Source organism: Paramagnetospirillum caucaseum, from assembly GCF_000342045.1.
Lineage (GTDB): Bacteria > Pseudomonadota > Alphaproteobacteria > Rhodospirillales > Magnetospirillaceae > Phaeospirillum > Phaeospirillum caucaseum.
Genome location: NZ_AONQ01000052.1, coordinates 16861 through 30294 on the forward strand (window position 1 = coordinate 16861; position 13434 = coordinate 30294).

General features: G+C 68.1%; 17 protein-coding genes. 8 read left to right on the plus strand and 9 right to left on the minus strand.

Going from position 1 to position 13434, the window contains the following annotated elements; genetic code table 11:
• Positions 1–6 precede the first annotated feature (6 nt).
• Positions 7–1212, plus strand: coding sequence for a class I SAM-dependent rRNA methyltransferase (locus tag H261_RS16475; protein ID WP_008619677.1), 1206 nt, complete (start codon positions 7–9; stop codon positions 1210–1212).
• A gap of 282 nt (positions 1213–1494) precedes the next feature.
• Positions 1495–1956, plus strand: coding sequence for a helix-turn-helix domain-containing protein (locus H261_RS16480; RefSeq protein WP_040476735.1), 462 nt, complete (start codon positions 1495–1497; stop codon positions 1954–1956).
• Between the two features lie 6 nt (positions 1957–1962).
• Here the strand turns inward: H261_RS16480 and H261_RS16485 are convergent, their stop codons facing one another.
• The 7 genes from H261_RS16485 to rpmH form a co-directional block, all read right to left on the minus strand.
• The gene (locus tag H261_RS16485; protein WP_008619679.1) at positions 1963–2472 is read right to left on the minus strand and encodes an HPP family protein; all 510 of its coding nucleotides are present in this window, start codon (positions 2470–2472) and stop codon (positions 1963–1965) included.
• Positions 2473–2623: 151 nt separating this feature from the next.
• Positions 2624–3544, minus strand: coding sequence for an acetylglutamate kinase (gene argB / locus H261_RS16490; RefSeq protein WP_008619680.1), 921 nt, complete (start codon positions 3542–3544; stop codon positions 2624–2626).
• Between the two features lie 14 nt (positions 3545–3558).
• On the minus strand, positions 3559–4149 hold the full coding sequence (yihA, locus tag H261_RS16495; protein ID WP_008619682.1) for a ribosome biogenesis GTP-binding protein YihA/YsxC: 591 nt from the start codon (positions 4147–4149) through the stop codon (positions 3559–3561).
• Positions 4150–4210: 61 nt separating this feature from the next.
• Positions 4211–5944, minus strand: a complete 1734-nt coding sequence (yidC, locus tag H261_RS16500; protein ID WP_008619683.1) for a membrane protein insertase YidC — start codon at positions 5942–5944, stop codon at positions 4211–4213.
• A gap of 6 nt (positions 5945–5950) precedes the next feature.
• Positions 5951–6220 carry a membrane protein insertion efficiency factor YidD gene (yidD, locus tag H261_RS16505; RefSeq protein WP_008619685.1) on the minus strand — a complete coding sequence of 90 codons (270 nt, stop codon included), beginning with the start codon at positions 6218–6220 and terminating at the stop codon, positions 5951–5953.
• Positions 6217–6606 carry a ribonuclease P protein component gene (gene rnpA / locus H261_RS16510; RefSeq protein ID WP_008619687.1) on the minus strand — a complete coding sequence of 130 codons (390 nt, stop codon included), beginning with the start codon at positions 6604–6606 and terminating at the stop codon, positions 6217–6219. The genes yidD and rnpA overlap by 4 nt, the downstream gene beginning before the upstream one ends.
• Positions 6607–6612: 6 nt before the next feature.
• A complete protein-coding gene (gene rpmH, locus H261_RS16515; RefSeq protein ID WP_008619694.1) occupies positions 6613–6747 on the minus strand; it encodes a 50S ribosomal protein L34 in 135 nt (44 codons plus the stop codon).
• A 142-nt stretch (positions 6748–6889) separates the two neighbouring features.
• Here rpmH and H261_RS16520 point away from each other — a divergent pair, with 142 nt between their 5' ends.
• Positions 6890–7660: a methyltransferase domain-containing protein gene (locus H261_RS16520; RefSeq protein ID WP_008619696.1), complete on the plus strand. Its 771-nt coding sequence runs from the start codon at positions 6890–6892 to the stop codon at positions 7658–7660.
• Here the strand turns inward: H261_RS16520 and H261_RS16525 are convergent.
• The gene (locus H261_RS16525; RefSeq protein ID WP_008619699.1) at positions 7657–8256 is read right to left on the minus strand and encodes an HD domain-containing protein; all 600 of its coding nucleotides are present in this window, start codon (positions 8254–8256) and stop codon (positions 7657–7659) included. The two genes, H261_RS16520 and H261_RS16525, sit on opposite strands and share 4 nt — an antisense overlap.
• A 130-nt stretch (positions 8257–8386) precedes the next feature.
• Here H261_RS16525 and H261_RS16530 point away from each other — a divergent pair, with 130 nt between their 5' ends.
• The 3 genes from H261_RS16530 to ychF are packed head-to-tail and all read left to right on the plus strand — an operon-like array spanning position 8387 to position 10805.
• Positions 8387–8995: a 50S ribosomal protein L25/general stress protein Ctc gene (locus H261_RS16530; RefSeq protein WP_008619702.1), complete on the plus strand. Its 609-nt coding sequence runs from the start codon at positions 8387–8389 to the stop codon at positions 8993–8995.
• On the plus strand, positions 8996–9697 hold the full coding sequence (gene pth / locus H261_RS16535) for an aminoacyl-tRNA hydrolase (protein WP_008619709.1): 702 nt from the start codon (positions 8996–8998) through the stop codon (positions 9695–9697).
• Between the two features lie 4 nt (positions 9698–9701).
• On the plus strand, positions 9702–10805 hold the full coding sequence (gene ychF, locus H261_RS16540) for a redox-regulated ATPase YchF (protein WP_008619711.1): 1104 nt from the start codon (positions 9702–9704) through the stop codon (positions 10803–10805).
• A gap of 56 nt (positions 10806–10861) precedes the next feature.
• Here the strand turns inward: ychF and H261_RS16545 are convergent, their stop codons facing one another.
• Positions 10862–11809 carry a prenyltransferase gene (locus tag H261_RS16545; protein ID WP_008619712.1) on the minus strand — a complete coding sequence of 316 codons (948 nt, stop codon included), beginning with the start codon at positions 11807–11809 and terminating at the stop codon, positions 10862–10864.
• A 118-nt stretch (positions 11810–11927) separates the two neighbouring features.
• Here H261_RS16545 and H261_RS16550 point away from each other — a divergent pair, with 118 nt between their 5' ends.
• Positions 11928–12299 (plus strand): hypothetical protein, encoded by a 372-nt coding sequence (locus H261_RS16550; protein WP_152426916.1) that lies wholly within the window; start codon positions 11928–11930, stop codon positions 12297–12299.
• 39 nt (positions 12300–12338) lie between these two features.
• The gene (locus tag H261_RS16555) at positions 12339–13406 is read left to right on the plus strand and encodes a GGDEF domain-containing protein (RefSeq protein ID WP_008619718.1); all 1068 of its coding nucleotides are present in this window, start codon (positions 12339–12341) and stop codon (positions 13404–13406) included.
• Positions 13407–13434: the final 28 nt, after the last annotated feature.

Sequence of the window (13434 nt, forward strand, 5' to 3'; positions counted from 1 at the left end):
GCCGGGATGACACAGATTCATCCCGACCAGCCCGCCGCCCGTCCCGTGATCCGCCTGGCCAGGGGGCGCTCGAAGCGCCTCCGGGCCGGTCACCCCTGGGTTTTTTCCAACGAGATCGAGATGGACGCCGCGGCCAAGGCCTTGCCGCCCGGCGGTCTGGCCACCCTGATGGACGCCGGCGACGAACGCCTGGGCGTCGCCACCTTCAATCCCCACTCGCTGATCGCCGCGCGGCTGCTGTCGCGCCGCGCCGCCGACACGGTGGATGCCGCCTTCCTGGCCGAGCGGCTGCGCGCCGCCCTGGCGCTTCGCGACACGCTGTTCGCCACGCCCCATTACCGGCTGGTCCATTCCGAGGCCGACCGGCTGCCCGGTCTGATCGTCGACCGCTACGGCGACGTGCTGGCGGTGCAGACCAACACCGCCGGCATGGAGCGGCTGTTGCCCGACCTGCTGGAGGCGTTGCAGACCGTTCTGGCGCCGCGCGCCGTGGTGCTGGTCAACGACAGTCCGGTGCGCAAGCTCGAAGGCCTCGACCAGCATCACCGGGTAGCCTTGGGGCAGCTCGACGGGCCGGTGGAACTGGTGGAGAACGGCAGCCGCTTCGTCGCCGACCTGACCGGCGGCCAGAAGACCGGCTGGTTCTTCGACCAGCGCGACAACCGCGCCTTCATCGCCGGGCTGGCCAGGGGCCGCCGGGTGCTCGACGTCTATACCTATGCCGGCGGCTTCGCCGTGCAGGCGGCCATGGCCGGCGCGGTGGAAACCGTCGCCGTGGACCGTTCCGAGCATTCCCTGGCCCTGGCCGACCGGGCGGCGCAATTGAATGGCGTCGCGGTGCGCACCGTGCGGGCCGAGGCCTTTGCCGAGATGGAGCGCCTGGCCCTGGCCGGCGAACGCTTCGGCGTGGTGGTCGCTGACCCGCCGGCCTTCGTCAAGTCGCGCAAGGATCTGGGGGCGGGGGCCAAGGGCTACCGCAAGATGGCCCGTCTGGCCGCCGCCCTGGTGGAGCCGGGCGGCTTCCTGCTGTGCGCCTCCTGCTCCCATCACATGCCGGCCGAAACCTTCGCCGAGGAGATCGGCCACGGCCTGCATCTGGCCGGCCGCTCGGGCCGCATCCTGCGCAGTGCCGGCGCCGCGTCCGACCATCCGGTCCATCCCTGGCTGCCGGAAAGCGCCTATCTCAAGGCCCAGGTTTTCCAGTTGGATTGAATTACAGCGACCCAAAGCAAATATCCCGACAGACCCAGCCTTAAGGCATACAGTAACCGTATCAATCGAACCCATGACCCGGAGGGGGTATTGAGGGGGGGCTTCCTGGGTCTGCTCAGCAGAGTTACCTCCAAACGGTTGTCAAATAGATACAGTTTGAATCCGGGTTTGTGTGCATAGGGCTAAATTGTTGGTTTTTCTATTATTTAGGGCGATGTTTCCCTCTTGCGTTTGTAAAATTACTAGAGCAAGTATTGGGCGCTTCATGGGTCAGAGGGAAACATGCCGCGTAGAAAGGCAAATCGGGGTCGCACGCCAGCCGGAGCGCCCAATCCGATCGATGTCCATGTCGGCTCACGCATGCGCTTGCGCCGGACGTTACTGGGACTCAGCCAGGAAAAGCTTGGCGAGATGATCGGGCTCACCTTCCAGCAGGTGCAGAAATACGAACGTGGCGCCAATCGGATCAGCTGTTCACGTCTGTTCGATTTGTCGCGGTCGCTTGAAGTGCCGATTTCCTACTTCTTCGACGACATGCCCGAGGAGACCAAGGGCCTGTCGCCGGTGCAGATGGTGCGCGAGCCCCCCAAGGAGGAGCCGCCGGCCGCTGAGGCCGACCCCCGTCTGCGCCGCGAAACCCTGGAACTGGTGCGCAATTACTACAGCATCGTCGATCCCGACGTGCGGCGCCGCATCTACGACCTGGCCAAGGCCTTGTCCGACCGCGGCGGCGCCGAGGAATAGACGGCTCTACTCCCCGGCCGGAGGGTGCACCGGCAGGGGATAGACCGCCCGGGGCGGCAGGCGGTGGATCAGCACCGCCACCGCCACCAGGGTGACGGTTCCCGCCAGGACGGGCAGGAACAGGAAGCTCCAGCCGGGATGGCTCATCATCACCACCAGCGGGTCGGCCCCGGCCGGCGGATGAGTCAGGCGCAACGCCGCCAGCACCACCATCACCACCGCCACCGACAGGGCCATGCTGACCCAGCCGCCCGGCAGGAAATGGTCGAACAGCAATCCGATGGTCGTGGCGATCAGGTGGCTGCCGATCACGCTGGCCGGCTGCGACAGCGGCGAGTCCGGCATGCCAAACACCAGCACCGCCGTGGCGCCCAGCGGCGCCGCCAGCAGGGGCGCCCCGCCGGCCTGGCCCAGCATCGCCAGCATCCCCAGCGCCAGGACCACCCCCAATCCGGCCTTGGTCCAGGACGGCAGGCATTGACGCGACTGATGGCGATGGATGAAGCGGCGGGGCATGGGTGGTCCTATTGGCGGCCTCGGCAAAGTGGGGGAAAAATACATCTTTGTGCCCGGAATCTTCCATGATGAGGGTCAAGGGGACCGTCGATTCCATGGATGCGCCTCCGGTCCGGGACCGGAGGGATCGCCCGTCCGCGCGGCGGGGCGTTCAGCCCGCCTTGATCAGCGTCCCGACGCCGTGGGGCGTGAACAGTTCCAGCAGGATGGCGTGGGGTACGCGGCCGTCCAGGATGACGGCGGCGTCGACGCCCTTTTCCACCGCGTCCAGGCAGGTCTCCACCTTGGGGATCATGCCGCCCGAGATGGTGCCGTCGGCAATGTAGGCCTTGACCTGGGCGGCGGTCATCTCGGGGATCAGGTTGCCCGACTTGTCCAGCACGCCGGCCACGTCGGTCAGCATCAGCAGGCGCCGCGAATTGGTGGCGGCGGCGATGGCGCCGGCGGCGGTGTCGGCGTTAATGTTGTAGGTCTCGCCCGCCGGGCCCATGCCCACCGGGGCGACCACCGGAATCACGTCCGAGGCGCGGAAGACGTCGAGCACATGCGGAGTGATCTCGGCCGGCTCGCCGACGAAGCCCAGGTCCAGCACCCGTTCGATATTGGATTCCGGGTCCTTGACGGTGCGGCGCAGCTTGCGGGCGCGGATCAGGTGGCCGTCCTTGCCTGACAGACCCACGGCGAAGCCGCCGGCCTCGTTGATGGCCGAGACGATCTGCTTGTTGATCTTGCCGGCCAGGATCATCTCGACCACCTCGACGGTGGCCTCGTCGGTGAAGCGCAGGCCGTCGACGCGCGGCGTGGTGATGTCGAGGCGCTTCAGCATGGCGTCGATCTGCGGCCCGCCGCCGTGCACCACCACCGGGTTGATGCCGACCTGCTTCAGCAGCACCACGTCGCGGGCGAACAGCCGCGCCAGGTCGTCGGATTCCATGGCATGGCCGCCGAACTTGATGACCAGGGTCTCGTCGCTGAACTGGCGCATGAAGGGCAGCGCCTCGGACAGGGTCTTGGCGCGGTCCAGCCAGGCCTTGCGGTCATGCATGATGTCGGCGGTGGGGTCGGTGCTCATGGGGGACACGCTCCTCAGGCGAGAGAGGCCAGCTCGGCGCGTAGCTCGGGGATGCCGGTCCCCTTTTCCGAACTGGTGACGATCAGGGTGGGATGGGCGGCGACGCGGGACCTGATTTCCTCCAGCGTCCGGGCGTGGACGGCGTCGAGTTCGGCGGCCTTCAGCTTGTCGGCCTTGGTCAGCACCACCTGATAGACCACGGCGGCCTTGTCCAGCATCTTCATCATGTCGCGGTCGCTGTCCTTCAGCCCGTGGCGGGAATCCACCAGCACCACGGCCCGGCGCAGCACCGAGCGGCCCTTGAGGAAGCCGTTGACCAGCCGGGTCCATTTCTCCACCAGCCCCTTGGGGGCCTGGGCGAAGCCGTAGCCCGGCATGTCCACCAGCACCAGCCGGCCGCCCAGATTGAAGAAGTTCAGCTCCTGGGTGCGGCCCGGGGTGTTGGAGGTGCGCGCCAGGGTGTTGCGCCCCGTGAGCGCGTTGATCAGGCTGGACTTGCCCACGTTGGACCGTCCGGCGAAGGCCACTTCGGTCAGGCTGGCTTCCGGCAGGTGGTCCAGGCCGGACGCGCCCTGCATGAAGGTGCATTCGCGCGCGAACAGCAAGCGGCCGGCTTCGATGAAGCCGGCCTTCCCGGTGTCGTCGCTGTTGGGAGACTCGCTCAGGCTACTTCTCCTCGGCCTTCTTCATGATGACCCATTGCTGCAGAATCGACAGCGCGTTGCTCCACGCCCAGTAGATCACCAGGCCCGAGGCGAAATTGGCCAGCAGGAAGGTGAAGACGATGGGCAGGAAGCTCATCATCTTGGCCTGCACCGGGTCGGTGGGCTGGGGATTGAGCTTCTGCTGCAGCCACATGGTGACGCCCATGATCAGCGGCCAGATGCCCAGGTGCATGAAGCTGGGGGGCGTCCAGGGAATCAGCCCCAGCAGGGTGAAGATGTTGGTGGGGTCCTGGGCCGACAGGTCGCTGATCCAGCCGTAGAACGGCGCGTGCCGCATCTCGATGGTGACGAACAGCACCTTGTACAGGGCGAAGAACACCGGGATCTGGATCAGGATGGGCAGGCAGCCCGAGACGGGATTGACCTTCTCGGCCTTGTACAGCGCCATCATTTCCTGCTGCAGGCGCATCTTGTCGTCGGCGTAGCGGGCCTGCAGCTCCTGCACGCGGGGCTGCAGCTTCTTCATCTTGCCCATGGCCATGTAGGATTTGTTGGCCAGCGGGAACATGGCGAGCTTGAGCACCACGGTCAGCGCCAGGATGGCGAGGCCCATGTTGCCCAGCGCGGTGTGCAGCATCTGCAGCAGATAGAAGAACGGCTTGGTCAGGAAGTAGAACCAGCCGAAATCGATGGCGAGATCGAAGCGGTCGATGCCCAGCTTCTCGGCATAGCCGTCGAGCAGGGCGACCTGCTTGGCGCCGGTGAACAGGTGGAAGCCGGCTTCCTCGGACTTGCCCGGCTCGACCAGGCGGGCCGGGGCGAGATAGTCCACCTGATAGCGGTCGGCGTTGCCGAGGCGCTGGTGCACGAAGCGGCCGGTGATCTCGGTCTTGGCCGGCGGCACCAGGGCGGTCAGCCAGTACTTGTCGGTGATGCCCGCCCAGCCGCCGGAGGTCTTGTGCCGGGAGGAGCCTTCCTTCCTGAGGTCGTCGTACTTCACTTCCTTCAAGGTGCCGTCGAACACGCCGAGCGGCCCCTCGTGCAGGATGTACATTCCCTCGGTATGCGGGGTGCCGGTGCGGGCCAGCAGGGCGTAGGGATGCAAGGATGCGGCCTTGGCGCCGTAATTCTCCACCCGCTGGGCGATTCCGAACATGTAGTTCTCGTCCACGGTGTAGGTGCGCACGAAGCGCAGGCCGTCGCCGTTGTCCCAGGTCAGCACCAGCGGGGCGGCGGGGGTCAGCGGGCCGTTGCCCTGGGCCTGCCACACCGAATCGGGGCCGGGAACCTTGACGCCCGGGTCGGTGGCGACCCAGCCGAACTCGGCCCAGTAGGGCTGGGGCGATTCGGCGGGCGACAGCAGGTCGATCTCACGCGCGTCGGCGGCGGGGGTCTCGCGGTACTTGACCAGGGTGATGTCGTCGATGCGGGCGCCGGTCAGCGCGATGGAGCCGTGCATGGCCGGCGTCTGGATGGCGATGCGGCGGCTCTTGCCCAGGGCGTCGCCCCGCGACGCGCCGGTCTGGGCGGCGGCTGCCGGGGTACCGGGCACCTGGGCCGGGCTCGACGCATTGGCCGGGGTCGGCGCGGTGGCGGGCGAAGCGGCGGTCTTCTGCTCGGCCCCCTGCTGCTGGGCGACCGGCTCGACCGGCTTGGTCGGGAAGAAGTACTGCCAGCCGATCAGGATGGAGACCGAAATGGCGATGGCGACGAAGAGATTGCGCTGGTCGTTCATGTCATCCTATTCCGGCAGTCGCGACGGACGGAACGGTCCGCCGTTCTCGGTATTGGCAGGGGGGACGGGGTCGTGACCGCCGTCGTTCCAGGGGTGGCAGCGGCAGATGCGCTTGACGCCGAGCCAGGAGCCGCCCAACGGGCCGTGCTCCTCGATGGCTTGCATGGCGTAGGCGGAGCACGACGGCGTGAACCGGCAGCTGGCCGGCAGCACCGGGCTCAGCAGCAGCTGGTAAAGGCGGATCAGGCCGCGCATTCCCAGACCGATGGGGTTCATGCCTCTCCCTGCTCTTTCACGGGCGCCGTCTTTTGCAGCGCGCCGACACGTTTTAACGCCGCCAGCAAATCCTGCAAGAGAAGAGAATATGGCCGTTCCAGCGTCTCCTTGCGTCCGATCACCACGTAATCGACGCCCGCGCTGGCATGAGCCGGGAAAACCGCGGCCACCGCTTCCTTGAGCCGGCGTCTGGCCCGGTTGCGGCACACCGAATTGCCCACCTTCTTGGAAACGGTGAAGCCGACCCGGAGCGAGTCGGCTTGCAATTCCGTTCCCGGAGCGGGCGCGGCCTGAAGAATCAGGCCCGGCGCCGCCCACTTTCGCCTCAGGGCCGCGACACGCAGGAAATCGGCCCGCTTCTTCAGCCGATCCAGCCGCGCGGCCATGGAGACTTAAGCGGACAGCTTCTTGCGGCCCTGGCGGCGGCGGTTGGCGATCACCTTGCGGCCACCGACGGTGGCCATACGAGCGCGGAAGCCGTGGCGGCGGGCGCGGACGAGCTTGCTCGGCTGATAGGTACGCTTCACGGGAGGTACTCCAAACTGAACGGACTTGAAAATGAGCGGACGTGTATAAGCCGGGCGAACCGAAGAGTCAATGCGCGGAGTGCGCGGGTTTTAGAACCCCTTCCGAGCGGCTACACTGGGACGATTTCCAAGAGGAGCCGCCATGGCCTGGGACCCCGCCGTCTATTCCGCCTTCGCCCAGCCGCGCCTGCGTCCGGCGCTCGATCTGATGGCCCGCATCGAGCCGGCCGACGCCGCCCGCGTGGTCGACCTGGGCTGCGGCACCGGCAACGTCACCCGCCTGCTCAAGGAGCGCTGGGCTGCGGCCGACGTCGTCGGCGTGGATTCCTCGCCCGAGATGCTGGCCACGGCGCGCGGCGACGGCGGCGGGGTGCGCTACCTCCAGGCCGACGCCGCCGCCTGGGCGGAGAACGGCGGCGCGGTGGATATCTTGTTCTCCAACGCGGCCCTGCACTGGCTGGGCGATCACCGGACGCTGTTTCCCAGGCTGCTGGGGCGGGTGAGGCCCGGCGGCGTGCTGGCGGTGCAGATGCCCCACAACCACTACGCCGCGTCCCACGCCGTCATGGCCGAGGCCGCCGCCGCCGGGCCGTGGTCGGAGGTCCTGAGTCCCCTGGCGGCCCGCTTCCCGGTGGGCGAGCCCTCCTTTTATTACGATCTGCTGGCCGGGGGTTCGTCTCATCTGGACATCTGGGAGACCGAGTACCTGCATGTGCTGGAAGGCGACAATCCGGTGGTGGCCTGGACCCGGGGCACGGCGCTGCGCCCGCTGATGGACGCCGTGGACGGCGCCTGGGCCACCGGCTTCCTGGCCGAATACGCAAGGCGCATCCAGGCCGCCTATCCGCCGCGTCCCGACGGCAGGACCCTGTTCCCCTTCCGCCGCCTGTTCATGGTGGCGCGCAAGGGTTAAGGCGCCAGATAGCCCCGCGCCACCGCCTCGTCCACCAGGGCGCGGGCATAGGCGCCCAGCCGCTTCGATCCCGCCTCGATGCGGGGCGTCAGCCTTTCCACCTGGGCGCGGGTGACGCCGAAGGGTTTCCAGGTGGCGCCCTCGGTCTCGAAATTGTGCAGCAGCGGCTGCAGGCGGTCGAGCGCGTCGGCGAAGCGGGAATCGGCCGTCTCGCGGGCCTCGTATTCCTGCCACAGGGCGGCGTACTCGCCGGCCTGGTCGGCGGGCAGCAGGCCGAACAGCCGCGCCGCCGCCTTCCTTTCCCGTTCCTCCTTGTCCTCGTGCCCGGCCTCGTCGTGGATGAAGGTGTCGCCGGCGTCGATCTCGACGATGTCGTGGATCAGCAGCATGCGGGCCACCCGGCCGATCTCCACCGTCCGGTCGGCGTATTCGGCCAGCAGGAAGGCCATGGTGGCGATGTGCCAGGAATGCTCGGCGTCGTTCTCCCGCCGCGAGGAATCGGTCAGCAGGGTCTGGCGCAGCACGGTCTTCAGCCTGTCGATCTCGACGACGAAGGCGATCTGGGCGGCAAGGCGGGAATCGGGGAAGGGAATCACGGGCGGAACCTCTCGGTGGAACGAAAGGAGTCTAGTGATGCTTGCCAACCGGGCGCAACCGGTGTAAACGACCCGCTTCCGCGTGGCACCCCTGGAGGCCGCGCTCATATACGTTTGTCAGGAGAGATTCATGTCCGAAGCAATCGCCATCGCCGCCGAGCTGCGCGACGGAAGCGGAAAGGGGGCCGCCCGTGCCACTCGTCGTGCCGGTAAGGTTCCCGGTGTCATCTACGGTGACAAGAAGGCCGCCATCTGCATCCAGATGGACCCCCGCGTCGTTTGGGCCCAGATCAGCAAGACCGGTTTCTTCACCCAGCTGTTCAACGTCGATCTCGGCAAGGACGGCAAGCATCTGTGCCTGGCCCGTGACGTCCAGATGCACCCGGTGACCGATCAGCCGATCCACCTGGACTTCATGCGCGTCTCGGCCGACCACGCCATCCACGTGAAGGTGCCGGTCCACTTCGCCAACGACACCAAGTCGCCGGGCATCAAGAAGGGCGGCGTGCTGAACGTCGAGCTGCACGAAATCGAGATCACCTGCAGCCCGAACGACATCCCGCACGAGATCCTCATCGATCTCTCCGGCCTGGAGATCGGCGATTCCGTCCATCTGTCGGACCTGAAGCTCCCGGCGGGCGCCAAGCCCTACCACGTGGCCGCCGGCGCCACCGTGGCCTCCATCGCGGCCCCCACCGTGGCCCGCGCCGAGACCACCGAGACCGAGGCTGCCGGCTAAATGCTCCTGGTGGTCGGACTGGGCAATCCCGGCTCCGACTACGCCAGGAATCGGCATAATATCGGCTTCATGGCGGCGGACGTTCTCGTCCGCCGCCATTCCTTTGGGCCGTGGCGGTCCAAGTTCCAGGGCGAGATCGCCGAGGGCGTCATCGGCGGCGAAAAGGTCCTGGTCCTCAAGCCCCAGACCTACATGAATCTGTCGGGTCAGTCGGCGGCGGCGGCGGCGCGCTTCCTCAAGGTGCCGGTGGACGGCCTCATCGTGCTGCACGACGAACTGGACATCGCGCCCGGTCGCCTCAAGGTCAAGCGCGGCGGCGGGGCGGGCGGCCACAACGGGCTGAAGAGCATCGATTCCCACTTGGGGTCGAACTACCGCCGGGTCCGCCTCGGCATCGGCCATCCCGGCGACCGCGACCTGGTCTCGGGCTACGTGCTGCACGATTTCGCCAAGGCGGACGAGGCCTGGCTGGTTCCCGTTCTCGACGCGGTGGCCGATACCTTTCCCATGCTGGTCTCGGGCGACGATGCCGGCTTCATGACACGGGTGGCCCATCTCACCGCCCCGCCCAAGCCGAAAAAGGAGAAGGCCGCCGAGGCGGCGCCCGCTCCCGCTCCGGCCCAGATTTCCGCCCCGCCCTCCGGCGGCGGCCTCGCCGAGGCGCTGAAGGCGGCCATGACCAAGATCACCAGGAAGGACTGAGTCCATGGGTTTCAATTGCGGTATCGTCGGCCTGCCCAACGTGGGCAAGAGCACCTTGTTCAATGCGCTGACCTCGACGGCGGCGGCGCAGGCGGCCAACTACCCGTTCTGCACCATCGAGCCCAATGTGGGCCGGGTGGCGGTGCCCGACCCGCGCCTGGACCGGCTGGTGGTGATCGGCAAGAGCCAGAAGGAAATCCCCACCCAGCTGGAATTCGTCGACATCGCCGGCCTGGTGCGCGGCGCTTCCAAGGGCGAGGGCCTGGGGAACCAGTTCCTGGCCAATATCCGCGAGGTGGACGCCATCGTCCACGTCCTGCGCTGTTTCGAGGACGGCGACATCACCCATGTGGAAGGTAGCGTCGATCCGGTGCGCGACGCCGAGACCATCGAGACCGAGCTGATGCTGGCCGACCTGGATTCCCTGGAGCGGCGCATCGTGCCGCTGGAGAAGAAGGCCAAGAACGGCGACAAGGAGGCCAAGGCCCAGGTGGACGTCATGGCGCCGCTGCTGGCCTGCCTGCGTGAGGGCAAACCGGCCCGCACCGTATCCTTCGACTCGGAGGAGGAACGCCGCATCGCCAAGACCTTGGGCCTGATGACCGTCAAGCCGGTGGTCTACGCCTGCAATGTGGACGAGGCTTCGGCCGCCACCGGCAACAAGTTCTCGGAGGCCGTGGCCAAGTTCGCCGCCGCCGAGGGCAACAGCTCGGTGGTGATCTCGGCGGCTATCGAATCCGAGGTGGCCCAGCTGGCCAGCGAGGAGGAGCGCAAGGAGTTCCTCGAGACCCTTGGCCTGGAGGAGACGGGCCTGGCCCGCGTCATCCGCGCCGGCTACGAACTGCTCCACCTCATCACCTTCTTCACCGTCGGGCCGAAGGAAGCCCGCGCCTGGACCCTGCAGAAGGGCTGCAAGGCGCCCCAGGCGGCCGGCGTCATCCACACCGATTTCGAACGCGGCTTTATCCGCGCCGAGACCATCGCCTATGACGACTTCGTCGCCTGCAACGGCGAGGCGGGCGCCAAGGAAGCCGGCAAGATGCGCCTGGAAGGCAAGGAATACGTCGTCCAGGACGGCGACATCTTCCACTTCCTGTTCAACGTGTAATCCCCCTCCCCCCCGAACCGCCCTCTCCCCTGGCGGGAGAGGGTGGGGTGAGGGGGCTACCCCAGGAACGCCGCCCCCGCCAGGCTCAAGCCCCCCAGCAGGTGGATGCCCAGGGTGATGCGGATGGCGGCCAGCTGGCCCGAGCGGCCGCCGGCCATCAGCGGGGTGGCGGCCAGGGCGGCGAGCATGGCCAGCAGCGGCGGCGCCACCGCCCAGGGCGGCAGGTGGGACAGCCAGCCGAGCGCCAGCATCAGGGCGGAGGCCACCGCCTGCACCGAGAGATAGAGCGAGGGCGCCCCCTTGGCCCCCAGGCGTACCACCAGGGTGCGCTTGCCCGCCTGCTCGTCGGCGGCCAGGTCGGGGACTTCGTTGACGATCAGGATGGCGGCGGTCCAGGCGCCGACGATTGCCGAGCACAGCATGGCCTCCAGCCCGACGGTGCCGCTCTGCAGCCAGAAACAGGCGGCGACCGGCAGGCCGAAGGCCACCGCCACCGCCGCCTCGCCCAGGCCGCGCGACGCCAGGCTGAGGGGGGGGAGGGAATAGGCCACGGCCAGCCCGCCGCCCACCAATCCGAACACCAGCACCCACTCGCCCTTGCTCAGGCTGAGGATGCCGCCCAGCGCCATGGCGGCCAGCAGCAGGGCCACGCCCCACGCCGCCATGGCCTTGAGGCCGAGCCGCCCGTCCTGGATGAAGCGCGAGCCGCCGGTGAAGGGGGCGATGGGGGCGTGGTTGAGGCGGTCGGCGCCGTTCAACTCGTCACCCACGTCGTTGAGTACGTTGGCGCCGGCATGCAGGCAGGCCATGGCCGCCGCCGCCAGGCCCAGCGCCACGGGGTCGAGGGCCTGGGCGCGGTGGACGCCCCAGCAGGTCCCCACCAGCACCGGCACCAGGGCGGCGGGCAGGAACATGGGGCGGGTGGCGAGAAACAGGGTGCGGGGCAGGCCGGGCATGGCTTCAAACTGCCCTTGCCCGTCCCGTTCGGCGTTGACGCGGGTCAAGGCGACGGCCTCCCTCTGCCCCGAAGGTATAGACGGGATTCCACCCGATTGTTCCGGCAGGGGCGAGAGGCGTAGAGTCCGGTCTTCATGATTGGCGGCGCAGTCTTTGGGGGACGCGATGCCTGACAAGATACGCAGTTTCCAGATGATGATCTATCTCTCGCTGGGTTTCGGCGCGGCGGCGGCCGTGCTGCAGGTCGGCCGGCTGGCCGGCGACGGCGATGCCGGCTTCATCATCGCCGTGCAGGTGGCGTTCACCGTCGCCCTGGCGTTCTTCACCCACCTGATCACCCACCAGGGCGGCCACTGGGCCCGCTGGGCCTGCGCCATCCTGTGGTGCGTCGGCCTGCCCTTCCTGATCATGGCGCTGATGCTGGCCTATCGCAGCGACGCGCTGTGCGGCGGATTGCTGGCCGCCCAGATCCTGGTCCAGGGTGCCGCCGTCGCCCTGTTGTTCACCGAGGACGCCGGGAACTGGTTCGAGGCCTGATGTTGTGATACCTGTGGCGCATGGGGAGGATAAGACTCCATGCGTGATCTGGTTGCACGGGTGATGGATTCCCGGCTGGCCGCCCTGCTGTCCCAGTGGCGGCGGGACGGGACGGAGGCGGCCGACCCGGTTGCGCGGTTCGCCGCCCATGCCGAGCATCTGCTGATGATCGAGGCCGAGGGCGGCGCCAACCGCTACGCCCATTACGGCCGGGCCTTCGCCGAATGCTTCGGCAACGACCTGACCGGACAGGTGATCGACCTGCTGCCCCCCGACATCCTGCCCGCCGACCGGCGCTTCATGCTGGAATTCGAATACGGCTTCGTGCGCCGCACCGCCCGCCCGCTGTGGCGGTCCTACACCGCCCTGTTCGGGCAGGACCTGCCCCAGACCTGGCAGCGTCTGGTGCTGCCCGCCGGGAATGGCCGGCTGGTGGTGGGGGCCTATCCGGTGGAGGGGACGCCCTCCGGCGACAGCGCCGAGGCGCTGCTCCGTCTGGTCATCGACCGGGTGCCGGTGGTGCTGGGCGACGACGGCGGCATCGCCGACATGGCCCTGTCCCTGGGCGCCTTCTGCGACACCAGCCGCCACATGGCCGAGCTGGAGGTGCTGGCCACCCGCGACCCGCTGACCGAGACCAGCAACCGCCGCCATTTCGAGCAGCTGGCCGGGCTGGAACTGGACCACGCAAGGCGCATGGGCCGCTCCTTCGCCCTGCTGGCGCTGGATATCGACCATTTCAAGCGGATCAACGACACCTGGGGCCACGCCGCCGGGGACGCGGCGCTGAAGGCCTTCGCCGATTCCTGCCGGCTGGGCCTGCGCGAATACGACATCCTGGGCCGGGTGGGCGGCGAGGAATTCGCCGTCGCCCTGCCCAATACCGGCCCCGACGGCGCCCGGGTGATCGCCGAGCGCCTGCGCGCCGCCGTGGCGGAACTGGTGATCCGTCCGGCCAAGGGGCAGATGTCCGGCCTGACCGTCAGCATCGGCATCGCCCAGCTGCGCGAGGCCGACCTGACCATCGCCACCCTGCTGGAGCGCGCCGACCGGGCGCTCTACCGCGCCAAGAACGCCGGGCGGAACAGGGTGGTGTCGGAGGAGTAGGGATGCGCGAAGGGACGTGTCCCTTCGC

Excerpts from the sequence above, each read along its gene's own strand:
- H261_RS16475 (WP_008619677.1), top strand. The coding sequence starts at position 7 with ATGACACAGATTCATCCCGACCAGCCCGCCGCCCGTCCCGTGATCCGC.
- H261_RS16480 (WP_040476735.1), top strand. The coding sequence starts at position 1,495 with ATGCCGCGTAGAAAGGCAAATCGGGGTCGCACGCCAGCCGGAGCGCCC.
- H261_RS16485 (WP_008619679.1), bottom strand. The coding sequence starts at position 2,472 with ATGCCCCGCCGCTTCATCCATCGCCATCAGTCGCGTCAATGCCTGCCG.
- argB (WP_008619680.1), bottom strand. The coding sequence starts at position 3,544 with ATGAGCACCGACCCCACCGCCGACATCATGCATGACCGCAAGGCCTGG.
- yidC (WP_008619683.1), bottom strand. The coding sequence starts at position 5,944 with ATGAACGACCAGCGCAATCTCTTCGTCGCCATCGCCATTTCGGTCTCC.
- yidD (WP_008619685.1), bottom strand. The coding sequence starts at position 6,220 with ATGAACCCCATCGGTCTGGGAATGCGCGGCCTGATCCGCCTTTACCAG.
- rnpA (WP_008619687.1), bottom strand. The coding sequence starts at position 6,606 with ATGGCCGCGCGGCTGGATCGGCTGAAGAAGCGGGCCGATTTCCTGCGT.
- H261_RS16520 (WP_008619696.1), top strand. The coding sequence starts at position 6,890 with ATGGCCTGGGACCCCGCCGTCTATTCCGCCTTCGCCCAGCCGCGCCTG.
- H261_RS16530 (WP_008619702.1), top strand. The coding sequence starts at position 8,387 with ATGTCCGAAGCAATCGCCATCGCCGCCGAGCTGCGCGACGGAAGCGGA.
- pth (WP_008619709.1), top strand. The coding sequence starts at position 8,996 with ATGCTCCTGGTGGTCGGACTGGGCAATCCCGGCTCCGACTACGCCAGG.
- ychF (WP_008619711.1), top strand. The coding sequence starts at position 9,702 with ATGGGTTTCAATTGCGGTATCGTCGGCCTGCCCAACGTGGGCAAGAGC.
- H261_RS16550 (WP_152426916.1), top strand. The coding sequence starts at position 11,928 with ATGCCTGACAAGATACGCAGTTTCCAGATGATGATCTATCTCTCGCTG.
- H261_RS16555 (WP_008619718.1), top strand. The coding sequence starts at position 12,339 with ATGCGTGATCTGGTTGCACGGGTGATGGATTCCCGGCTGGCCGCCCTG.